This window comes from Lentzea guizhouensis (assembly GCF_001701025.1).
In the GTDB taxonomy this organism is placed as follows: domain Bacteria; phylum Actinomycetota; class Actinomycetes; order Mycobacteriales; family Pseudonocardiaceae; genus Lentzea; species Lentzea guizhouensis.
The window spans coordinates 6,661,438-6,683,484 of sequence record NZ_CP016793.1 but is presented as its reverse complement, the minus strand read 5'-3'; the positions used below and the strand labels follow the sequence as shown (position 1 = coordinate 6,683,484).

The 22,047-nt window shown below is 68.8% G+C and carries 20 protein-coding genes; 4 read left to right on the top strand and 16 right to left on the bottom strand.

Translation table 11 applies throughout. The features are described 5' to 3' along the window. Positions 1-25: 25 nt before the first annotated feature. The 6 genes from BBK82_RS32395 to BBK82_RS32370 all read right to left on the bottom strand — a co-directional run bounded on the left by BBK82_RS32395 (position 26) and on the right by BBK82_RS32370 (position 7,907). The gene (locus BBK82_RS32395; RefSeq protein WP_154697623.1) at positions 26-949 is read right to left on the bottom strand and encodes a 2Fe-2S iron-sulfur cluster-binding protein; all 924 of its coding nucleotides are present in this window, start codon (positions 947-949) and stop codon (positions 26-28) included. Continuing rightward, positions 946-2,712, bottom strand: coding sequence for an NAD(P)H-dependent oxidoreductase subunit E (locus BBK82_RS32390; protein WP_065918382.1), 1,767 nt, complete (start codon positions 2,710-2,712; stop codon positions 946-948). Before BBK82_RS32390 ends, BBK82_RS32395 begins: the two co-directional genes overlap by 4 nt. After that, positions 2,713-4,638, bottom strand: a complete 1,926-nt coding sequence (locus BBK82_RS32385; protein ID WP_065918381.1) for a molybdopterin oxidoreductase family protein — start codon at positions 4,636-4,638, stop codon at positions 2,713-2,715. Positions 4,639-4,804: 166 nt separating this feature from the next. After that, positions 4,805-5,956, bottom strand: a complete 1,152-nt coding sequence (locus BBK82_RS32380; RefSeq protein WP_065921515.1) for an NAD-dependent formate dehydrogenase — start codon at positions 5,954-5,956, stop codon at positions 4,805-4,807. Positions 5,957-6,011: 55 nt separating this feature from the next. Continuing rightward, positions 6,012-6,929 carry a LysR family transcriptional regulator gene (locus BBK82_RS32375; RefSeq protein WP_065918380.1) on the bottom strand — a complete coding sequence of 306 codons (918 nt, stop codon included), beginning with the start codon at positions 6,927-6,929 and terminating at the stop codon, positions 6,012-6,014. Continuing rightward, positions 6,930-7,907, bottom strand: coding sequence for a 2-dehydropantoate 2-reductase (locus BBK82_RS32370; protein WP_065918379.1), 978 nt, complete (start codon positions 7,905-7,907; stop codon positions 6,930-6,932). It lies immediately after the preceding gene. Between the two features lie 100 nt (positions 7,908-8,007). On the opposite strand from BBK82_RS32370, the gene BBK82_RS32365 reads away from it, so the two are divergent. Both BBK82_RS32365 and BBK82_RS32360 read left to right on the top strand, forming a co-directional pair. Further along, positions 8,008-8,730, top strand: coding sequence for a GntR family transcriptional regulator (locus BBK82_RS32365; RefSeq protein ID WP_065918378.1), 723 nt, complete (start codon positions 8,008-8,010; stop codon positions 8,728-8,730). Between the two features lie 259 nt (positions 8,731-8,989). Beyond that, positions 8,990-9,190 carry a hypothetical protein gene (locus tag BBK82_RS32360; RefSeq protein WP_065918377.1) on the top strand — a complete coding sequence of 67 codons (201 nt, stop codon included), beginning with the start codon at positions 8,990-8,992 and terminating at the stop codon, positions 9,188-9,190. Here BBK82_RS32360 and BBK82_RS32355 read toward each other — a convergent pair. The 6 genes from BBK82_RS32355 to BBK82_RS32330 form a co-directional block, all read right to left on the bottom strand. Continuing rightward, positions 9,181-10,194: a TerC family protein gene (locus BBK82_RS32355; RefSeq protein ID WP_065921514.1), complete on the bottom strand. Its 1,014-nt coding sequence runs from the start codon at positions 10,192-10,194 to the stop codon at positions 9,181-9,183. The two genes, BBK82_RS32360 and BBK82_RS32355, sit on opposite strands and share 10 nt — an antisense overlap. A gap of 24 nt (positions 10,195-10,218) precedes the next feature. After that, on the bottom strand, positions 10,219-10,644 hold the full coding sequence (locus tag BBK82_RS32350) for a hypothetical protein (protein WP_154697622.1): 426 nt from the start codon (positions 10,642-10,644) through the stop codon (positions 10,219-10,221). Further along, a complete protein-coding gene (locus BBK82_RS32345; RefSeq protein ID WP_237047692.1) occupies positions 10,644-12,137 on the bottom strand; it encodes an Nramp family divalent metal transporter in 1,494 nt (497 codons plus the stop codon). The genes BBK82_RS32350 and BBK82_RS32345 overlap by 1 nt, the downstream gene beginning before the upstream one ends. Before the next feature lie 158 nt (positions 12,138-12,295). Beyond that, complete coding sequence (locus BBK82_RS32340) at positions 12,296-14,443, bottom strand: acetate--CoA ligase family protein (protein ID WP_065918375.1); 2,148 nt, start codon at positions 14,441-14,443, stop codon at positions 12,296-12,298. A gap of 22 nt (positions 14,444-14,465) precedes the next feature. Then, a complete protein-coding gene (frc, locus tag BBK82_RS32335; protein WP_237047691.1) occupies positions 14,466-15,659 on the bottom strand; it encodes a formyl-CoA transferase in 1,194 nt (397 codons plus the stop codon). Between the two features lie 61 nt (positions 15,660-15,720). Beyond that, positions 15,721-17,418 carry a thiamine pyrophosphate-binding protein gene (locus BBK82_RS32330; RefSeq protein ID WP_065918373.1) on the bottom strand — a complete coding sequence of 566 codons (1,698 nt, stop codon included), beginning with the start codon at positions 17,416-17,418 and terminating at the stop codon, positions 15,721-15,723. Positions 17,419-17,542: 124 nt separating this feature from the next. On the opposite strand from BBK82_RS32330, the gene sucC reads away from it, so the two are divergent. Both sucC and sucD read left to right on the top strand, forming a co-directional pair. Next, positions 17,543-18,649, top strand: a complete 1,107-nt coding sequence (gene sucC, locus BBK82_RS32325; protein WP_065918372.1) for an ADP-forming succinate--CoA ligase subunit beta — start codon at positions 17,543-17,545, stop codon at positions 18,647-18,649. Then, positions 18,649-19,527: a succinate--CoA ligase subunit alpha gene (gene sucD, locus BBK82_RS32320; protein WP_065918371.1), complete on the top strand. Its 879-nt coding sequence runs from the start codon at positions 18,649-18,651 to the stop codon at positions 19,525-19,527. Before sucC ends, sucD begins: the two co-directional genes overlap by 1 nt. Before the next feature lie 68 nt (positions 19,528-19,595). On the opposite strand, the gene BBK82_RS32315 is transcribed toward sucD, so the two are convergent. Genes BBK82_RS32315 through BBK82_RS32300 form a run of 4 tightly spaced genes read right to left on the bottom strand, consistent with a single transcriptional unit; the run spans position 19,596 to position 22,046 of the window. Next, positions 19,596-20,675 (bottom strand): serine hydrolase domain-containing protein, encoded by a 1,080-nt coding sequence (locus BBK82_RS32315; RefSeq protein ID WP_065918370.1) that lies wholly within the window; start codon positions 20,673-20,675, stop codon positions 19,596-19,598. Next, positions 20,672-21,424 carry a hypothetical protein gene (locus BBK82_RS32310; RefSeq protein WP_083268295.1) on the bottom strand — a complete coding sequence of 251 codons (753 nt, stop codon included), beginning with the start codon at positions 21,422-21,424 and terminating at the stop codon, positions 20,672-20,674. The genes BBK82_RS32315 and BBK82_RS32310 overlap by 4 nt, the downstream gene beginning before the upstream one ends. After that, the gene (locus tag BBK82_RS32305; protein WP_065918369.1) at positions 21,421-21,714 is read right to left on the bottom strand and encodes a type VII secretion target; all 294 of its coding nucleotides are present in this window, start codon (positions 21,712-21,714) and stop codon (positions 21,421-21,423) included. The genes BBK82_RS32310 and BBK82_RS32305 overlap by 4 nt, the downstream gene beginning before the upstream one ends. Continuing rightward, complete coding sequence (locus tag BBK82_RS32300; RefSeq protein WP_065918368.1) at positions 21,711-22,046, bottom strand: YbaB/EbfC family nucleoid-associated protein; 336 nt, start codon at positions 22,044-22,046, stop codon at positions 21,711-21,713. The genes BBK82_RS32305 and BBK82_RS32300 overlap by 4 nt, the downstream gene beginning before the upstream one ends. Position 22,047 lies beyond the last annotated feature (1 nt).

Below are 22,047 nucleotides of genomic sequence, written 5' to 3'. Positions count from 1 at the left end.
TATGGGATGTCGCCGCCGAGCGGGCTCAGCGGTTCTGCACGTGCTGCCAGCCGAACCGGCCCTTGATGCACAGGTTTCCGTGCGTGACCGTGCTGTCGTGCGGGGACGTGACCTTCACGATCTCGTTGTCCTGCACGTGCAGCGTGAGATTGCAGCCCACTCCGCAGAACGTGCACACGGTCGTGGTCTGGGTCTGCGCGTCCTCGTTCCAGGTGCCGTCCTCGCGCTTGTCGTGCTCGCGCTTGAAGCTCAGCGCCCCGGTCGGGCAGACCTCGATGCAGTTGCCGCAGTAGACACACGCGCTGTCGGGCAACGGCGTGGAGAACTCGGTGGAGATCCGCGCGTCGAACCCGCGGCCGGCCACCGAGATCGCAAAGCTGTTCTGCCACTGGTCACCGCACGCGTCCACGCACTTGTAGCACATGATGCACTTGCCGTAGTCGCGCACGTACAGCGGATTGTCCACTTTGGTCGGTTGCCGCACGGTCGCCGCGGTCTGCCCGTCGGTTTCCTCGTGCTCGCCGGGGTGGCGGTGGTCGCGGTCCTCGGACGGAGGAGCCGGCGGGCCGAACCGGGAGGGGTCGGCGCCGCACGCGGACATCCACTCGTCCACGTGCGGCGTGGTGGAGAGGTCCGTGGCGGACCCGAGGAGCTCCAGGACCAGCTTGCGGCTGTGCTGGGTGCGTTCGGACTCGGTGCGCACGACCATGCCCGGCTCGACCTTGCGCGAGCACGACGGCACCAGCGTGCGCGCCCCCTCGACCTCGACCATGCAGACGCGGCAGGCGTTGGCGGGCTTGAGCGTGTCGCCGTAGCACAGCGTCGGGATCGACTTCCCCTTCGCCGTGCAGGCGTCCAGGATCGTCGCGCCTTCCGGCACACGTACCGGCTCACCGTCGAACATGAACTCGACCAGCCGCTTCGGCAGCCCGATCTCGACGATGGTCACGATGCCTCCCGCGCGTAGCCGAGCCGGTCGAGTGCTGATTCGATGGCGTTCCAGGCGGTCTGCCCGAGGCCGCAGATGGACGAGTCGCGCATCACCTGCCCGACCTCCCGCAGCAGCTGGAGATCGGCCGCGCTGGTGCTCAGCGGGCGCTTGCCCACCAGCCGGGCCATCGCCTCCTCCTGGCGCACGGTCCCGATCCGGCACGGCACGCACTGCCCGCACGACTCGTCGCGGAAGAACGCCGCGATCCGCAGCAGGAAGCTGCCGAGATCAGCCGTGTCGTCGAGGACCAGCACGACACCGGACCCGAGCGTGGTCCCGGCGGCCCGCGCGTCCTCCAGGGTGAGCGGCAGGTCGAGCTCGTCCGGGCGGACGAACCCGCCTGCCGCCCCGCCGAGCAGTACCGCTCGCAGCTCCCGGCCTGGCGGCACGCCACCCGCCAGGTCGAGGAGCTCGGAGAGCGTGGTGCCGAACGGCACCTCGTACACGCCCGGACGACTCACGTTGCCCGACAGGCAGAAGAGCTTCGGTCCGGTCGAGCCCGCGGTGCCCGTGCGGAGGTAGGCCTCGCAGCCCTCCGTCAGGATCAGCGGTACGTTGACCAGCGTCTCCACGTTGTTGACCACGGTCGGCTTGCCGAAGAGACCCGACTCCACCGGGAACGGCGGCTTGGAGCGCGGTTCGCCGCGGAAGCCCTCGATCGAGTTGAAGATCGCGGTCTCCTCGCCGCAGATGTACGCACCCGCGCCGCGCCGGATCTCGATGTCGAACGAGAAACCCTCCTGGCCCATGATGTCGTCGCCCAGGAAGTTGCGCTCACGAGCCCGTGCGATCGCGTTGCGCAGCAGGTGCAACGCCCGCGGGTACTCGCCACGCAGGTACAGGTAGCCCTTCGAGCAGCCGGCCGCGTACCCGGCGATCGTCATGGACTCGATCACCGCGAACGGGTCGCCCTCCATCAGCAACCGGTCCTTGAACGTGCCGGGCTCGCTCTCGTCGGCGTTGCACACCAGGTAGTGCGGCCGCACCGGCTGCCCGGCGGTGGCCGCCCACTTGCGACCGGTCGGGAACGCCGCACCACCGCGGCCCACCAGCTTGGCGTCGCTCACCTCGCGGATCACCCCGGCGGGCCCGAGCACGAGGGCCGCGCGCAAAGCCTGGTAGCCGCCGGTCGCGCGGTAGTCGTCGAGCGACTCGGGGTCGACGACGCCGACCCGCTTGAGCAGCCGCAGGCCGGGGTCACCGGCCTGCGGCACCTCCGCGCGGCCCTCGTGCCCGTGCGAGGGACCCGAGGCCGCCACCTCGACCACCTCACCGGCGTGGGTGGGCGCGAGGAGCTGTTCCCGCGCCACCTCTCCCGCCTCGAACGCGAGTGCCACCGGAGCCTTCTCGCACACCCCGAGACAGGGGCTGCGCAGCCAGCCGCTCTTCGCCCCCGCCGGGCCGAGCTCGTCGGTCAGCCGGTCGCACAACGCCTTCGCACCGTTGACCTGGCAGGCGAGGTCGACGCAGACGTGCACGACCTTCGCCGGACGTTCGGAGAGCGAGAACAACGAGTAGAAGCTCGCCACCCCGTAAGCCTCCGCCGGCGGGATGTGCAGGACGCGGCAGATGTGGTTGAGCGCGCCCTGGCTGATCCAGCCGACCCGGTCGTTGACCGCGTGCAGCGCCGGAAGCAGCTGGTCGCGGCCCATGCCGGTGAACAGGTCGACGACGACACGTTCGGCCTCGGAGGGCTCGACGTCGAGAAGTTTGAGGTCCACTCAGCCCACCTTCGCCGGGATCTTGTCGATGCGGATGGCCGCCGCCTTGTACTCGGCCGTGCCCGCGATCGGGCAGGTCGCCTCGATGGTGAGGGTGTTGACGTCGATCTCGTCCGGGAAGTGGAACGTCATGAACACCAACCCCGGCTTGAGCCCGTCGTCGATCCGCACGGGCGCGACGATCTGCCCGCGCCGTGAGGTGATCTGGACTTCCTCGCCCTCGGTGACACCGAGGGCGACGGCGTCCTCCGGCGACAGGTCGAGCGTCTCGCCCTTGCGCAGCGGCGACTCGAACCCGTGGGACTGCACGCCGGTGTTGTAGGAGTCGAGCCGGCGCCCGGTGGTGAGCCGGAACGGGAACTCCGGCGTCAGCTCGTCGACCGGCGGGCTGTGCAGCACCGGCGAGAACGTGGCGGGCATGCCGCGCTTGGCCGGGTCCTCCTCCCACAGCCGCGCGTGCAGGAAGCTCGGTTCCAGGCTGTCCTCGTCCGGGCACGGCCACTGGATGCCGCCGAGGTCCTCAAGACGTTGATAGGACATGCCGGTGTGCAACGGCGACAGGCTGCGCAGCTCGTCCCACACGGCCTCGCCGGTCTTGTGCACCCAGTCGTGCCCCATGCGTTTGGCGATCTCACCCATGATCTCGATGTCGTCGCGCGCACCCTCGGGCGGGTTGAGCGCCTTGCGCACGCGCTGCACCCGGCGCTCGCTGTTGGTGAACGTCCCGTCCGTCTCGCACCAGGCGGCCGCGGCGGGCAGCACGACGTGCGCCATCTTCGCGGTCTTGGTGAGGAAGATGTCCTGCACCACGATGTGGTCCAGATTGGACAGACGCTTGATCGTGTGGTCGGCGTCGGCCTCGGACTGCACCGGGTTCTCGCCGATGATGTACACGGTGGTCATGTCACCGCGTTCCATCGCCTCCAGCATCTGGGTGAGGTTCCAGCCCTTCTTCGGCCGGATGTTCGACCCCCAGGCGGCGTTGAACTTCGCGGCGACGGCCGGGTCGGTGATGTCCTGGAACCCCGGCATGCGGTCCGGGATCGCCCCCATGTCCCCGCCGCCTTGGACGTTGTTCTGCCCGCGCAACGGGTTCAACCCCGCCCCGTACCGCCCGACCTGCCCGGTGAGCAGCGACAGGTTGATCAGGCTCAGCACGTTGTCGGTGCCGTTGTGGTGCTCGGTGATCCCCAGCGTCCAGCTCAGCTGTCCCCGGTCGGCCTTGGCGTAGGCGTGCGCGAGCTCGCGGATCAGCTCGGCCGGCACCCCCGTCTCCAGCTCCGCCACCGGCAACGTCCACGGCTCGACGGCCTTGACGAACTCCTCGAAGCCCTCGGTCGCCCGCTCGATGAACGACATGTTCGTGAGGTTCGACGCGATGATCTCCCGCGCGATCGCGTGCGCCAGCGGGATGTCCGTCCCGACGTTGAGCCGCAACCACTTGTGCGCCCACTTGCCGGTGCTCGTCAACCGCGGGTCGACCACGTAGAGCTTCGCGCCCTTGTTGACCGCCTTCAACACGTGCTGGAAGAAGATCGGATGCGCCTCACGCGCGTTGGAACCCCACAGCACGATGAGGTCGGCGTCCTCGATCTCCTTGTAGGAGGAGGTACCGCCACCACTGCCGAAGACCTTCGCCAACCCCGCCACACTGGGCGCATGACACGTGCGGTTGCACGAGTCGACGTTGTTCGTGCCGATAACGGCCCTCGTGAACTTCTGGGCCATGTAGTTCATCTCGTTGGTGGCACGGGCACAGGAGAACATCCCGAACGCGTCCGGCCCACCCTTCGCCACGTTGCGCGCGAACCCCTCGGCCGCCCGGTCCAGAGCCTCGTCCCAGGTGGCCGGCCGCAGTTCGCCCGCATCGCGCACCAGCGGCTGGGTGAGCCGCACGTAGGGCTCGGTCTTCTTCCGCCTGCTCATCACGACACCTCCTACGTCCATACTGTATGCAATCGTCAGTATGCGCTAGCCCCAGATGCGGTTCCGTGTCCGGACGACGACATCCGGCCAGGTGATCGGCAGCGGTGAGCCGACCCGAATGCTCAACCACTCCCCCAGAGCTCAAGCCCCAGGGAAACTCAGCAGCTCAGCTCTTGACCGCGTACGAGTGCGCACCCGTGCCCGCGAGCTTCCCGCCGTCCACGATCAGGTACTCCTCCCTGATCGGCGTCCCCGCGAAGAACGACTCCAGGATCTCCCGCGTCCCCGCCGCATACCGCGCCTGTGCCGACAACGAAGACCCCGAGATGTGCGGCGTCATCGCGTGGTGCGGCATCGTCCGCCACGGGTGGTCGGCCGGTGCCGGCTGCGGGTACCACACGTCCCCCGCGTACCCGGCCAACTGACCGCTCTCCAGCCCCCGCACCACCGCGTCCCGGTCCACGATCCGCGCCCGAGCCGTGTTGACCAGGTACGCACCCCGCTTCATCGACGAGATCAACGCGTCGTCGAACAACCCCTCGGTCTCCGGGTGCAACGGCGCGTTCACGGTCACGACATCGCACACCGGAACCATCTCCGCGGCCGAGGTGTGGAACGTCAGCCCCAGCTCCTCCTCGACCGCAGCCGGCAACCGGTGTCGATCCGTGTAGTGCAGATGAACGTCGAACGGCGCCAACCGGCGCAGCACCGCCAAACCGATCCGCCCCGCCGCCACCGTCCCGACGTGCATCCCCTCCACGTCATAGGACCGCGACACGGCATCGGCGATGTTCCAGCCACCGTCCCGCACGATCTGGTGCGCCGGAACGAAGTTGCGCACCAGGTTCAGGATCGACATCACCACGTGCTCGGCCACGCTGATGCTGTTGCAGTACGTCACCTCGGCCACCGTGACACCGTGCGCGATTGCCGCGTCCAGGTCGACGTGGTCCGAGCCGATCCCCGCGGTCAGGGCCAGCTTCAACCGCGGCGCACGGGCGAACCGCCCGGCGGTCAGGTAGGCGGGCCAGAACGGTTGCGAGATGACCACGTCCGCATCGGCCAGCTCGCGGTCGAACACCGAGTCGGCGCCGTCCTTGGACGAGGTCACCACCAGCGTGTGGCCGCCGGCCTCCAGGAACCGGCGCAGGCCGAGCTCACCGGACACGCTGCCGAGCAGGTGACCGGGCGTGAAGTCCACAGAGGACGGAGTCGGCAGCGTCTGCCCGCCGGGATAGCCGGGCAACGAAGGCAGATCGTCGCGCACAGCGGAGAACGGGACGGACGGGTCGTCGTAGAGAACGCAGAGAACCTTCATGCCATCCAGCATCGGAGCCAAAGGCAGACACGTCCAAGCGAAAGTTCCTATCCCGTCATAGGTCGCGTCTATCAAGGTGCTCGTGCAGCAGCCGGTCCAGCACCCCGCGCACGTCCAGCCCGCGCGTCAGCCCCAGCATCGCCCGCGCCAGGATCGACACCTGCTCCCCCGTCACCAGCCCGATCCGCGGCACCCGCCGCGGGTTCTCGATGCGCACCACCCGCATGCCGTCGGGCGCGCCGAACATCTGCAGCCAGGCGTGGGCGACGACGCTCGACCACTTGTGGGTGGCGACGTGGGCGTACAGGGTCGCCACGGTGTCGGCCTCGATCATCGGCACCGGCTGCACCCCGGCGTCGGCGAAGATGTCGTCGAGGATCCGCCGGTTGCGCATCTTCGACGTCAACAGGCACAGCGGCAGCGCGGCCACGTCGGCCCAGCGCGCCACCGGGCGACCGGCGATCTCCTCGTCGGCAGGCGTCAGCAGGACGTACCGCTCCTCGTACAACGGCACGGCGGGCACCGAACCGTCCACGTAGGTCATGGCCAGGTCGAGCTCGAACTCGTCGAGACCCTGCGTGATCTCCCGCGACGACAACGACTCCAGCGTGATCCGCACGTGCGGGTAACGCTCGCAGAACGGCGTGGTCAGCAGCGGCGCGGCCGGCAACGCCGTGGGGATCGCGCCGATCCGCAGGGTGCCGGACAACGACTCGCGCATGCGGGAGAGGTCCTGCCGCAGCGCGTCGCGGTCGGCGAGCATGCGGTGCGCCCACAGCAGGACCCGTTCCCCCTCCGGCGTCAGCCCCTCGAACCGGCGGCCGCGGGACACGACCGGCACCCCGAGCTCCCGTTCCAGCTTGCTGATCGCCGCGGACAACGACGGTTGCGAGACGTGGCACGCCTCGGCCGCGCGGGCGAAGTGCCGCTCGCGGGCCAAGGCGACCAGGTACTCCAGCTGCCGCAACAACAACTACGACACCAACGACGTGCGTGACAGCAGGTCGATGGCCGCGTACACGTGCCGCAACGTCGGTGCCGGCACGCGGGTCAGCGCGGCGATCTCCACCACCGCGCCGATGATCGCGTCGATCTCCAGCCGCTTGCCCGCCTCCAGGTCCTGCAGCATCGACGTCTTGTGGTGCCCGACCCGCCGCGCCCCGTCGATCCGCTTGTCGATGGAGATCTGCGGGTCGCACCCCGCGGCACGGGCGATGGTGAGGGTCTCCGCCATCATCGACGCCACCAGGTCGCGGCTGTCGGTGTGGTCGCAGATCTCCACCATCGTCGCGCGGGTCAGGGCGCTCAACGGGTTGAACGCCACGTTGCCCATCAACTTGATCCAGATGTCCTCGCGGACGTCCTTCTCCACCGGGCACTTCAGCCCGCCGGCGACCATCGCCTCGCTCAGCGCCACGCAGCGCGGCGAGATCGACCGGTCCGGCTCTCCGATGGAGAACCGGGTGCCTTCGAGGTGCCGGACCACGCCCGGCGACTCGATCTCCGTGGAGCAGTAGACAACGCAGCCGATGGCCCGTTCCATCGGCAGCACCGCGGTGACCGAGCCACCGGGGTCGACGGCCTCGATCCGCTGTCCTTCCAGCGGATGCCCGGCCAGGCCGTGGAAGTACCACCACGGGATCCCGTTCTGCGCCGCGATCACGGCGGTCGTGGGCCCCAGCAGCGGGGCCAGCAGGTCCCCGGACGACGCGTACGAGTACGCCTTCAGCCCGAGGAACACGTAGTCGACCTCACCCACCTCGGCGGGGTCGTCGGTCGCGTGCGGATGCGCGGTGAAATCGCCCCTGGGACTGAGCACCTGCACCCCGTGCTGCCGCATGGCGGCAAGATGAGCTCCGCGTGCGATCAGGTGGACCTCGACGCCCCCACGGTGCAAAGCCGCACCGACGTAGGCACCGATCGCCCCGGCTCCGAGAACAGCGATCTTCATGTCAGCGCCCCGCTCGTCCAAGATTGCATACAGTATACTCGCAACACACCTACTGCTCTAGAAGTGCTTTTTGCATACGAAAAGCTGTATATTTCCCGACATGACCACTTTGCCCAGTGGCCGCCGGGCGGCCCGCGGCCCTCTCAGCGCCGCAGCCAGCCGCCGTGTCGAACGTCCGGCGCCACTGCGACAGGCCGTCTACGACGCCCTGCTCGAGCTCATCGTGAACCGCACCCTCGAACCCGGCCAGCACCTGGTCGAGGCCGAGCTGGCCGAGTACCTCGGCGTGAGCCGCCAGCCCGTCCGCGAAGCCCTGCAGCGACTGCAGACCGACGGCTGGGTGGACCTGCGTCCCGCCCAGGGCGCCTTCGTGCACACCCCGACCGAGGAGGAGGCCGACCAGCTGCTCGCGGTGCGCAGCGTGCTGGAAACCTACTCGGCCAAGCTCGCCGCCGAACACGCGACCGCCGGTGACGTGAAGCAGCTGAAGAAGCTGCAGAAGGCCGGTGAGGACGCGCTGGCCACGGCCGACGTGGATCGCCTGGTCGAGGCGAACGCCAACCTGCACGCGGCCGTCGCGGCGATCGGCCGCAACAAGGTCCTGTCCGAGATGATCGGGCTCGTCGACCGCCGGGTGCGCTGGTACTACACCCCGATCGCCCGCCCGCGCAGCCGCGACTCGTGGAACGAGCACGCCGAGCTGATCGAGGCCATCGCGGACGGTGACGCGGAACGGGCCGGCGAGGTCATGCACCGCCACGCGGAGCAGACCCGCCAGACCTACCACGACCGGAAGACGCCCGAGACCACGGAGGGCGACTGAGCGTTCGCCCCACATCACCCGAAACGGTCATTTGGTACCGAAGGGGTGATCCGCGACACGGTGGCGGCCGATTGCATACAAAACGCAGTATGCTGAATCGCGACAGGGGTGGGGTCGACGAGGACCCCGAGTGGGTACCCAGTGGACAGGACCCCAGCCGCACCCCCGTTCTTCCCGTGCGACAGTGCCTGATGGGCTTCTGCGCGCCTCGGGAGCCACCACCGGCAGTGCCACCACCGACAGGGAGAGAAGGAAGACCATGTCCCGCTGGACCAAGTTCGCGCGTGCCCTGACCGAGCCGCGCCAGGGTGCCTCCGCCGACGGCCGCGCGTTCGGCCTCGGGCTCGCGACCGCTCTGCACGAGCAGCGCAAGGACACCGAGGCCGTCGCGGCCGTGGCCAAGACGCTCCGCCCCGACTCGCAGGGCAAGGGCGCCGAGGGCCACACGATTCACGGCTGACTGCCCCTGACCGGCCTGTCGTCGGTCAGCTGCGCGCTCTCCGCACCCTCGACAGCGGACCTCGCCGCCCGCCGCGAGGTGTGCAGGCTCCACACCGTGGTGATCGCGAGCGTCGTCACGATGACGGCGAGCGACACCACGATCGGGATCTCCGGAGCCCACGAGACGCCGTGGTGGTGCAGCGCCTCGAAGATGAGCTTGAACCCGATGAACGCGAGCACCACCGCGAGGCCCTTGCTCAGGTGCACCAGGCGGTCCAGCAGACCGCCCACCAGGAAGAAGAGCTGGCGCAGGCCCATCAACGCGAACGCGTTGGCGGTGAGCACCAGGTACGGCTCCTTGGTGAGCCCGAAGATCGCCGGGATCGAGTCGACCGCGAACAGCAGGTCCGTGGTGCCGACCGCGACCATGACGATCAGCATGGGCGTGACCACGCGCTTGCCGTCGATGCGCGTCGTCAGCGAGGCACCGTGGTAGACCGTCGTCGCCGGCAGGAACTTCTTCACCGCTCGCAGAGCGGCGTTCTCCGGGACGTCGGCCTCCTCGGCGTCGTCCTGCTTCAGCAGCTTCCACGCGGTGAAGATGAGGAAGGCGCCGAAGAAGTAGAACAGCCAGTCGAACCGTGAGATCGCCTGAGCTCCGAGTGCGATGAACACGGCTCGCAGCAACAGGGCCAGGATGATTCCGACGATGAGCACCTTCTGCCGGTACTCCCGCGGCACGGCGAACCTGGCCATGATGATCACGAACACGAACAGGTTGTCGACGCTCAGCGAGTACTCGGTGATCCAGCCGGCGAAGAACTCACCGCCGTGGCCGGGCCCGGCGAACACCGTGACGCCGAGTCCGAACAGGACGGCCAGGCCGACGTAGAAGAGCACCCAGTACAGCGACTCGCGGAACGACGGTTCGTGCGGCTTTCGGACAACCAGGTAGAAGTCGAACGCGATGATGGCGGCGATGCCGCCCAGCGTCGCGATCCACACCCAGACGGGAAGATCCAGCATTCTCGCTCCTCCGGCGGAAGGTCAGCGGGACGTCGTGGCGACCGCGGTCGCGCGCATGCGTTGGGCGATCCGTTCGTGCAGCCACAGGAAACCGATCGCCCACCCCATGCTCACGAGGCCCTGGTAGGCGAGGAAACCGGCCAGGTCGGCGGGCAACCGGAACTGGCCGGTGAGCACCAGGCCCACCGAGATCTCGTGCACCAGCCTGGCGAGCGGGAAGCCCACGAGCCAGAACAGCGCGACGGGGGCGAACCGCCCGCGCGGCAGCCGGCCCGTGGCCATGAGCAGGCCGAGACCACCACCGAGCACCGCGAGCGGCACGCCGAGCGCGAACATCGTGACCGCGGCCCACGAGAGGGGCTGGCCGACCAAGGCCGCCAGCCCACCCGCGACCACACCGGCGGCAAGACCCACCGCCGCCCCTGGGATCGCTTCTCGAGTCTCCATCAGTCGACCACCACCCCGAAGCGGACCAGGCTGTAGAACAGCATCCCGAGGTAGAAGAACGCCCCCAGCCCGATGATGATGTTCGTGATCAGCTTGGGCCGGATGGGTTTGGGCAGCATCCGGTTGTTCACGAGCAGCAGCACCACGCAGTAGGCACCCATCGCGAACGTCGACAGGAACGCGAGGACGTCGAGGATCGCTCCCGGTCCCTCCGCCGGTCCCCACAACAGGATGATGATGCCGAACGTGATGACGCCCCACAGGAAGCCCGCGTAGAGGTGCGACATGCCGAACCGCTTCGCGCCGGGCACGAAGTGGTAGGCCATGTCGGCCTGGCCACGGGAGAACGAGTCGAACAGGCCCAGCGTGGCGTTGAGGCCGATCAACGCGATGAACCCGAGGAACACCGCGCCCAGCACCGGCCCGCCCGCCGAGGCGAACGCGTCCGACATGCCGTTGAGCGCCGCTTCCCGTTCGCCCGCCTCGATCAGCGCCTTGACGTTCGGGCTCTCCCGGTTCGCCGCCTGCGCCAGCACGGTGAACGAGATGGTGACGAGCATCGTGATGCCCCAGAACAGCAGCAGCGCGTCGAACGTGACCCAGCGCCGCCAGCCCTTCCACTTCGCCATCTCCGCGGGGTCGGAGGTGTCGAACATGAAGCCGCGGCTGGGCATCTCCTCTTCCTTGCCCGCGTGCCGCAACCCGCGCACCTTGGGGATGTGCGCGCCCATGCCGGCGCCGCTGTCGCGCAGGTGCAGCGTGTACCACATCTGCTGCATGCCGGACGGGCCGGCGAACGCGATGGAGCCGACGATGACCGGGAACCAGGTCGCCGACAGGGCCTCGGCCGGCAGGTACCCGAACTGGAACATGCCCGTCACGGTGGTGACGAGGTCCTGCCAGGTGCCCACCATCGCCGCCACCACGGCGGTGCTGACGACCAGCACGCCGATCAGGATGGACAGCAGGTTCTCCAGCAGGTTGTAGATGACCTTCGCCAGGCTGAACAGCACCCCGACGAGGACCAGGCCGACACAGGCCGAGATCGCCCACGGTATGCCGGTGATCCGCTCGAGCGCCGCCGCGCCGGCGGAGAGGTGACCCGGCCAGATGTAGACGGCCATGGCCACGATGAAGAAGAACCACATGATCGGCTTGAACACGCGTGCCGCGCCGAAGAAGATGCTCTCGCCCGTCGCCATGGCGTACCGGGCCATCTCCAGCATGACGACGGCCTGCAGGGTCACGCCGATCAGGAAGAGCCATCGGATGTCCGGCCCGAACAACAGCACGAGCCGGGGCCACATGTAGGCCTCGCCCATGCCCACGCCGAGTGCCACCAGGAAGACGGTGGGGCCCAGCAGGTGGATCGACGGTGGCGCGTCGGGCAGTTTCCTGATGGGCATCGCTTCCAGCCGTCCCGCGGGCCAGACGCGCTCCTTGTCGGGCGGAGCCGACACGTCCGTGCGGGCGACCAGATTTGGATCATCCACGGTTAACAACCTCCAGAGGACCGGCTGTCTTCGTTGACCTCCCTGGCGGGTTCGCGACCGTGGGCGTGTCACGGTCGCGGACGGGCCATCCTTTCCTTGCACAAAAGTCGAGGAGTGGTCGTGGCCTCGGGAAGGGACCACGACCACTCACGACTCAGCTACAGCAAGCCGGCAGCACGGGCCCACCGGTACTTGGCACCCAGTACTGCGACAGGCTTCTCCGTTGTGTACGGATACGCAACCACCCCGTTGCGGTACAGGTGCTCGCTGGCCTCCTCGACCTCGACGTCACCCGCGAGCGAGGCGACGACGGGCTTGTGGATGCCGTGCGCCCGGTACTCCTCCACGACGTCGACCACGAGCTTCGCGAACACCATCGGCGGTGTGACGATGGTGTGCCAGTAGCCCAGGATCAACGAGTGGATGCGCTCGTCGGCGAGGCCGAGCGCGATCGTGTTGCGGTAGGTCGACGGCGGTTCGCCGCCGGTGATGTCGATGGGGTTGCCCGCTGCCCCGAACGGCGGGATGAACTTCCGGAACGCCTCGTCGAGGTCGCCCGGGATCTCCATCAGCGACAACCCGTTGTCCACACAGGCGTCCGACAGCAGCACCCCGGAGCCGCCGGCGCCGGTGATGATGACGACGTTCTCGCCCTTGGGCGTGGCCAGCAGCGGGATGCCGCGCGCGTACTCCAGCAGGTCGTTCAGGCCGGGTGCGCGGATCACGCCGCTCTGGCGCAGGATGTCGTCGTAGACGCGGTCGTTGCCCGCGAGTGCGCCGGTGTGCGAGCTCGCGGCTTTCGCGCCCTGGTCCGTCCGGCCCGCCTTGAGCACGACGACCGGTTTCTTCTCCGAGACGCGTTTCGCCGTTTCCGCGAAGGAACGGCCGTCCTTGAGGTCTTCCAGGTGCATCGCGACGAGCTGGGTGTTCGGGTCGGACTCGAAGAACGTCAGCAGGTCGTCCTCGTCGATGTCGGCCTTGTTGCCGACGCCCACGATCGCCGAGACACCCATGCCCGCGGACCGGCTGAACCCGAGGATCGCCATGCCGATTCCGCCGCTTTGCGAGGAAAGCGCCACTCCGCCCTTGACGTCGTACGGCGTGCAGAACGTCGCCGAGAGGTTTTCGGGCGTGTAGTAGTAGCCGTAGATGTTCGGACCGAGGATGCGGACGCCGTGCCTGCGCGCGATCTCCACGATCTCGTTCTGCAGCTCGACGTTGCCCGTCTCGCCGAAGCCGGAGGGGATCATGATCGCGCCGGCGACGCCCTTCTTGCCGACCTCCTCCAACGCCGCCGGGACGAACTTCGCGGGGATCGCGAAGACTGCCACGTCGATGTCGCCGGGGACGTCGGAGATGCTCGCGAACGCCTTGCGGTCGAGGATCTCGTCCGCCTTGGGGTTGATCGGGTGGATCTCCCCGCCGAAGCCACCGTTGACGAGGTTCTTCATCACCGAGTTGCCGATCTTGCCCTCTTCGTTCGAGGCACCGATCACGGCGACGGCGGCCGGCTTCATGATCCGGTTCATCGAGGCGAGGATCTCGTCCTGGGTGAACCGGTGCGGCTCCTTCGCGGCGTTGTCGTCGACGAGGATCCGCACGTCGACGGCGGTCGCGCCGTCCGGGGTCGCGAGCACCGGGTTGAGGTCGACCTCCGCGAGCTGCGGGAAGTCGGACACGAGGTCGGACACCCGGCTGATCAGGTCGGCGACCTTGTCCGCGTCGACACCCTGTGCGCCGCGGATACCGCGCAGGATCTCGGCGGCCGCGATGCCGTTGACCATCGAGAGCGCCTCGTCCCTGCTCGTCGGCGCCAGCCGGAACGTGACGTCCTTGAGCACCTCCACCAGGACGCCGCCCAGGCCGAACGCGACGATCTTGCCGAACGTCTCGTCGCTGACCGCGCCCACGATCACCTCGTGGACGTCCTTGCCGGTGGGCAGCTGCTGCTGCACCTGGACGCCGGTGACGTCGGCGTCGGCCTTGTAGTTCCTGGCGTTGTGGATGATCGTGCGGTAGCCCTCGGCGACCTCGGCGGCGGTGCGCAGCCCCACCAGCACACCGCCGGCCTCGGTCTTGTGCAGGATGTCCGGCGACACGATCTTGAGCACGACCGGGTAGCCGATCTCCTCCGCGAACGCGACGGCGCCCTCCGACGACTTCGCCAGCGCCTCGGCCGGGGTCGCGATCCCGTAGGCGTCGCAGACCCGCTTGCCCTCCGGTGCGGTGAGCGACGACCGCCCCTCCGCCCGCACCTTCGCGAGTACCTTCTCGACCGCGGCGCGGTCGTAGCCGTTGTCCGGCATGAGAGTTCTTCTCCCTAGAGGGTTAGATGACGCCGGCGGCGCGCAGCCCGGCCAGGCGGTCCGCGCTGTAGCCGAGTGCTCCGAGGACCTCGTCGTTGTGCTCACCGAGCAGCGGCGGGCGCTGCACCTCGACGACCGAGTCGGAGAGCTTGAGCGGGTTGCCGACCGTCTTGAACGGGCCGCGCTCGGGGTGGTCGACCTCGACGACGGTGCCCAGCTGCGCGAGCGTCTCGTCCTCGATGATCTCCTTGGTGGACAGGATGGGTCCGCACGGGATGTTGTGGGCGTTGAGCTGGTCCATCACCTCCCACTTGGTGTGCTTCTCCGTCCACTCCTCGATCAGCGCGAACGCCTTGTCCAGCTTGGAGAGCCGCACCTCGGGCGTGGCCCAGGCCGGGTCCTCGGCGAGCTCGGGCTTGCCGATCAGCCGCGTGAGCGGGGCCCAGCCGACCGGCTGGATGATCACGTAGATGTAGTCGTTGGGGCCGCCGGGGGCACAGCGCACCGCCCAGCCGGGCTGGCCACCACCGGATGCGTTGCCGGAGCGGGGCACCTCGTCGGAGAACTGCTCGTTCGGGTACTCCCCCAGCGGCCCGTGGGTGAGCCGCTGCTGGTCGCGCAGCTTCACCCGGCACAGGTTGAGCACGGCGTCCTGCATCGCCACCTGGACGCGCTGGCCGCGCCCGGTGTTCGTGCGCTGGTAGAGCGCGGCGAGGATGCCCGCCACCAGGTGGATGCCGGTGCCCGAGTCACCGATCTGCGCGCCGGTCGCGAGCGGTGGACCGTCCTCGAAGCCGGTCGTGCTCATCGAGCCGCCCATGGCCTGCGCGATCACCTCGTAGGCCTTGAAGTCGGCGTAGCGGCCGGGGCCGAAGCCCTTGATGGACGCGTAGACCAGCCGGTCGTTGATCTCCTGGAGCTTCTCCCACGGGTAGCCGAACCGCTCGACCACGCCGGGGCCGAAGTTCTCGACGAGGACGTCGACGTCGGCGACGAGCTTCTCGAAGACCTCCTTGCCCTCGGGAGCCTTCATGTTGAGCGTGATGCTCCGCTTGTTGCAGTTGAGCATCGTGAAGTAGAGACTGTCCACATCGGGCAGATCGCGCAGCTGGCCGCGGGTGATGTCGCCCTTGCCGGGCGTCTCCAGCTTGATGACGTCCGCGCCCAGCCAGGCGAGCAGCTGGGTCGACGACGGTCCGGACTGCACGTGCGTCATGTCGAGGACTTTGACGCCCTCCAGGGCCTTTGTCGGAGTTTTACCCATTTGGTCAGCTCACCTACTTGTACATCGTCTGGTTCATGGTCCCGGGCGCGTACACGTCCGGGTCGATCCACACGTTGATCAGCGAGGGCTTGCCGGACTCGCGGGCGCGCTGCAGTGCCGGCACGATGTCCTTGGGGTCGCGCACCTCCTCGCCGTAGCCGCCGAGCATCTTGGCGAACTGGTCGTACTTGACGTCGCCCAGCGTGTTGCCGACGCGCTCGCGCTCCAGGCCGTACTTGGCCGCCTGGCCGTAGCGGATCTGGTTCATCGACGAGTTGTTGCCGACGATGCCGACGAACGGCAGGTCGTAGCGGACCAGCGTCTCGAAGTCCCAGCCGGTGAGGCTGAAGGCGCCGTCACCGAACAGCGCGACGACCTCCTTGTCGGGCCGGGCGAGCTTCGCGGCCAGCACGAACGGGATGCCGACGCCGAGTGTCCCGAGTGGACCGGGGTCCATCCAGTGGCCCGGCGACTTGGGCTGCACGACCTGGCCGGAGAACGTGACGACGTCGCCGCCGTCGCCGATGTAGATCGAGTCCTCGGTGAGGAAGTCGTTGATCTCGCTCACCAGCCGGTACGGGTGGATCGGCATGTCCTCGGACCGCAGGTGCTCCGCCCGCTTCTGCCGCGCCTTCTCCTCGACCGCCTGCAGCTCCTCCAGCCACACCTTGCGGCCCATCGCGCCGTTGTCCTCACGGCCCGACGCGGCCTGGGTGACGCTGGAGAGCACCAGGTCGGCGTCACCGACGATGCCGAGGTCGACGTCGCGGTTCTTGCCGACCGTGCGGTAGTCGAGGTCGATCTGCACAACCGTCGCGTTGGCGGAAAGCCTGCGGCCGTAGCCCATCCGGAAGTCGAACGGGGTGCCGACGATGACGATCACGTCGGCGTTGTCGAAGGCGTACCGGCGCGAGAGCTGGAAGTGGTGCGGGTCGCCGGGAGGCAGGGTGCCGCGACCCGCGCCGTTCATGTAGGCGGGGATGTTCAGGGTGCGGACGAGCTCGATCGCGGAGTCGGTCGCCCGCGTGGTCCACACCTGGCTTCCGAGCAGGATCGCCGGTTTCTTGGCGTGCACCAGCAGGTCCGCGAGCTTCTCGATGTCACGCGGGTCGCCCACGCTGCGGGTCGAAGCGCGGTAGTGACCCGCTTCGGGGATCCGCGCGGTGCTCAGCGGCACCTTGGCGTCCAGCACGTCACGCGGGATCTCCAGGAACGACGGGCCGGGCGCGCCGGCGTTCGCCTCGCGGAACGCCATCGACACCATGTCGGCGATCCGCGCGGTGTGCGGGACGTTGGCCGAGAACTTGGTGATCGGCGTCATCATGTCGACGTGCGGCAGGTCCTGCAGTGAGCCCATCTTGTGCTGGCTCAACGCTCCCTGCCCACCGATCAGCAGCATCGGGCTCTCGGCCCTGAACGCGTTCGCGACACCGGTGACGGCGTCGGTCGTGCCCGGCCCCGCGGTCACGACGGCACACCCTGGTTTGCCGGTGATCCGCGCGTAGCCGTCGGCCGCGTGCGCCGCGACCTGTTCGTGTCGTACGTCGATGACGGCGATGCCCTCGTCCACGCAGCCGTCGTAGATGTCGATGATGTGGCCACCGCACAGCGTGAAGATCGTGTCGACACCCTCAGCCTTGAGCGCTTTCGCGACCAGATGGCCCCCGGAAATCGTCTCTGGCGTCGACTCGGGCTCCGCGGAACTCGTCATCGGCGATCAGCTCCCCTAGCGCTCGACTGTAGATTGCATACCGTATGAGGTAGGCATATCGTTACTCCGCTGCCAACCGGATGTCCATAGATGGCCGCAAGTTTTCGGCGAGAGGACGTAGACGGTGGATCTTTTCGAACACGAGGCGAGGGACCTCTTCGAGCGCTACGGGGTGCCCGTTCCGCGTGGTCTCGTGGCGGACACTCCTGAGTCCGCGCGCGAGGCGGCCGCCTCACTGGGCGGGACCGTTGTGGTGAAGGCCCAGGTGAAGACCGGCGGGCGCGGCAAGGCGGGCGGCATCAAGCTCGCTTCGTCGCCCGACGAAGCTTTCACCGCCGCGTCAGCGATCCTGGGGATGGACGTCAAGGGACACACCGTGCACCGGGTGCTGGTGACCGAGGCGAGTGAGATCGCCGAGGAGTACTACCTGTCGTTCCTGCTCGACCGGGCCGGCCGGCGGTTCATCTCGATGGCGTCGGCCACCGGCGGCGTGGAGATCGAGGAGATGGCTGACCGGATCGTGCTCACCGAAGCTTCGGCTTTCGACGTAACAGCGGCATTTTCACCGGACGCGGCGGCGGAGGTGACCGAGGTCGCGGCCAAGCTCTGGGACGTCTTCGTCGGTGAGGACGCCACGCTGGTCGAGGTGAACCCGTTGGCGCGCACGAAGTCCGGGCGGATCATCGCGCTGGACGGCAAGGTGACGCTGGACGACAACGCGTCCTTCCGGCATTCTCGTCCGTCTTCGGGTGCCGAGGGCGACCCGCTGGAGGTGCGGGCGGCGGAGAAGGGCCTCAACTACGTCAAGCTCGACGGCACCGTCGGTGTGATCGGCAACGGCGCCGGGCTCGTGATGTCCACATTGGACGTCGTCGCGCTCGCGGGCGCCCGGCCGGCGAACTTCCTCGACATCGGCGGTGGCGCGTCGGCGCAGGTGATGGCCGACGGGCTGGACGTGATCCTGTCCGACCCGGCGGTGCGCAGCGTGTTCGTGAACGTGTTCGGTGGCATCACCGCGTGCGACGCGGTGGCCACCGGGATCGTGCAGGCACTGGGCCTGCTCGGCGACCGCGCGGACAAGCCGCTGGTCGTCCGGCTCGACGGCAACAACGCCGAGGCGGGCCACCGCATCCTCGACGAGGCACGGCACCCGCTGATCACCGTGGCGCACACGATGGACGACGCGGCCGGTCGTGCCGCCGCTCTCGCCGGCGCCGGCAAGGAGTCCTGATGGCGATCTTCCTCGACGAGAACAGCCGCGTGCTCGTGCAGGGCATGACCGGCTCGGAGGGTTCCAAGCACACCCGCCGGATGCTCGCGGCGGGCACACGCGTCGTGGGCGGTGTGAACGCCCGCAAGGCCGGGACGTCGGTGGCGTTCGACGACGTCACGTTGCCGGTGTTCGGCACGGTGTCGCAGGCGATGGCGGAGACCGGTGCGAACGTCTCAGTGCTGTTCGTGCCGCCGCCGTTCGTGCAGGACGCGGTGATCGAGGCCGTGGACGCCGGCATCGGGCTGGCCGTGGTCATCACCGAGGGCGTGCCGGTGCACGACACCGCGCGGTTCTGGGCGCACGCCAAGGACTCCGGTACGCGGATCATCGGGCCGAACTGCCCTGGGATCATCAGCCCCGGCAAGGCGAACGCGGGCATCATCCCCGCCGACATCACCAAGCCGGGGTCGATCGGCCTGGTGTCGAAGTCGGGCACGCTGACCTACCAGCTGATGCACGAGCTGAAGGACTTCGGCTTCACCACGTGCGTCGGCATCGGCGGCGACCCGATCGTCGGCACCACGCACATCGACGCGATCGCGGCGTTCGAGGCGGACCCGGAGACCGAGCTGATCGTGATGATCGGCGAGATCGGCGGCGACGCCGAGGAGCGGGCCGCGGAGTTCGTGCGGGACAACGTGTCCAAGCCGGTCGTCGGGTACGTCGCCGGCTTCACCGCGCCCGAGGGCAAGACGATGGGGCATGCCGGGGCGATCGTCTCGGGGTCCTCGGGCACGGCGGAGGCCAAGAAGCAGGCCATGGAGGCGGTCGGGATCAAGGTCGGCAAGACCCCGTCCGAGACCGCCGCCCTGGCCCGCGCGACCCTCACCAGCTAGCCCTGCTCGTTCGGCGTCTGCAAGTGCCACCAACTTGAAGTCGGTAGTACTTGCAGACGCCATGGGAGCTAACGGGGCTGGCTCGTGCAGATCGCCTTGTCCGCCACGTCGACGGCCGACGGCTTGCCCGAGCCCTGCCAGTTCGTGTTGGTCACGACCGCCGCGAACCGGCCGTCGTCGGTGGTCAGGGTGAACGAGTAGTGCCCGGTGGTCAGGGCGCCGTTGTGGCCCCACGCCACGACACCGCAGCTCAACGGCATCCTGACCAGCGCCAGGCCGTAGCCGTAGCCCTCGGCCGGCCCGAACGTGCGGCGCATCTCCGCGAGCGCCGCCGGTGAGACGACCTGACCGGCGGCCAACGCCCGGTAGAACCGCCGCAGGTCGTCCAAAGTGGACTCCATGGCGCCCGCGGTGCTCCAGGAGCTCAGCTCCACCGCGGTGGTCGCCTCGGTCCAGAAGAAGATCGGACCGACGCGGCCGCCCAGGTACCCGTTGAGGAAGGGAGCCTTCAGAGCGCGGTTGCCCGGCGCCGGGAACCGCGTCTCGGTCAGGCCGAGCGGCGTGATGACCCGTTCGGTGATCGCGTCACCGGCCTGCTTGCCGGTGAGGCGTTCGATCAGCATGCCCAGGACCAGGAAGCCGACGTTGGAGTAGTTCTGCGCGGCGCCCGGCACGTTCTGGGCGGGCTCGTCCATCGCCGACCGGACCAGTTCGGCCAGCGCGTACGTGCCGTCCGGGTTCGCCCGCGCGTCCCGGACGTCGCGGACCAGGCCGCTGGTGTGCTGCAGCAGCTGGCGAACCGTGATCACGTCGCCGTTGTAGTTGCCGCTGACGACACCTGGCAGGTACCGGTTGACCGGGGCGTCCAACTCGACGCGCTGTTCGTCGACGAGCTGCAGCACGACGGCGGCGGTGAACGTCTTGGTCTGGCTGCCGATCCGGAAGTGGTCGGCGGCGGTGATCCTGCGCTGCTCGTACAGCTTGCCGGTGCCGGTGCTGTAGGTGCCGCTGCCGGTGTGCACCGCGGCGCCCGGTCCGGCCTGCGCCAGGTACCCGTCCAGCGTCTGCTGCACCTCGGTGTTGGCGTGTGCGGGCGCGACGCTGACGGCAAGCGCAACCCCTGCGACCACTGCTGCGAACCGCTTCACGCGGCGACCTCCTGCTGCTGCGCCTTGTCCCCGATGACCGACAGTGCCTTCTTCACGACCTCGAGCACCGCGAGCGCGCCCTCGACCAGCTTGATCAGGTTCTCCCCGCTGGCCAGCAGCTCGGCGAGCTTGCCGGCGATCCGCACACCCGCGTCGACCGCGATCTGCACGCACTGCGGGATGGCGACGGCGATGCTCTGCCCGAACGTCGCCGCCGCGGTCGCGACCGCCTGGGTCATGATCGGCACGATCTGACCGAGCGCCTCGCCGATGATCGTGGAGACGGCCGCGACCGCCTGCGCCACCACCTCCCCGGCCTTGATCATCGCTTCGGCCGAGGTCATGGCCGTCTCCGCGACCGACAGCACACCGTCGGCGAGCTCCTGCGCGGTGGCCGCGTAGTCCTGCGCGGCCGCACCGGCCCAGCCGCTGGTCTCGGTCTTGGTCTTCTCGCGGTAGTCCTCGGCGAGGTTCGCCGTGCTCTCGCCCGCCTTGCTGAACTCGCTCGCGCCCTGCGTGACGCCCTCGGGGTTGCCGCGCAGCTGGTTCAGCGGCTCCTCCAGGAACGAGATCATCGGCGTGAGGAACCCGACGCCCGCGCAGTCCAGCGCCTGCAACGGTTTCTGGTCGGCGTCGTACTGCGGCCGCTCGTCCTTGAGCCCGCCGGACACCCACTCCTTGCCGGTGATCGCGTTCGTCGTGGTGCGCAGCTCGGTGAGCAGCGCGTTGATCGTCGCCGTGTCGCTCACGCGTCCACCCCGCCGAGGCTCATCGCGCTGGTGTCATCGGTGCGCTGGTAGTGCTCGGCGGTGCGGCGCATGCCGTCGCCGACCTTGTCCATCGTGGACGCGACGTGCGCGAACGCCTGGGCCGTCTGGTTCATCGCACCGCCCAGCCCGGCGGTGAGGAACTGCGCGAACTGCCCCAGCGACTCCTGGCCGAGCTCCTGCGGCAACCGGGTCTCCGCCAGCTTGTCGGCACCCGCCGCCAGCGTGCTCGCGTGGGCGCGCAGCTGCTCGTGGTCGACGGTGAACGTCATCGCCGCACCTCCGCCACGATCCGCTGCAACGCGTCGCCCTCACCGAGGTAGCTCGCCATGACCTCGGTCATCCGCTCCCCCGCGACCCGTTGCGCCTCCCTGGCCGTGCTCACGATCAGCACGGCGAGCGAGTCGGCGTCGAGCTTGCGCGCCGCCGGGGTGAGCCGGACGTCGCCCAGCACCCCCGCCGCGTTCACCGACACGGTGACCTCACCGCGCGGCGACGTCGCGCTCGCCCCCACCTCGCTCAGCGACGCGCTCGCCGCCCGTGCCCCGTAGGCCACCCGTTCCAGCTTCTCCTGGTAGTCGGCCAGCCACTGCGCTGCTTCCACG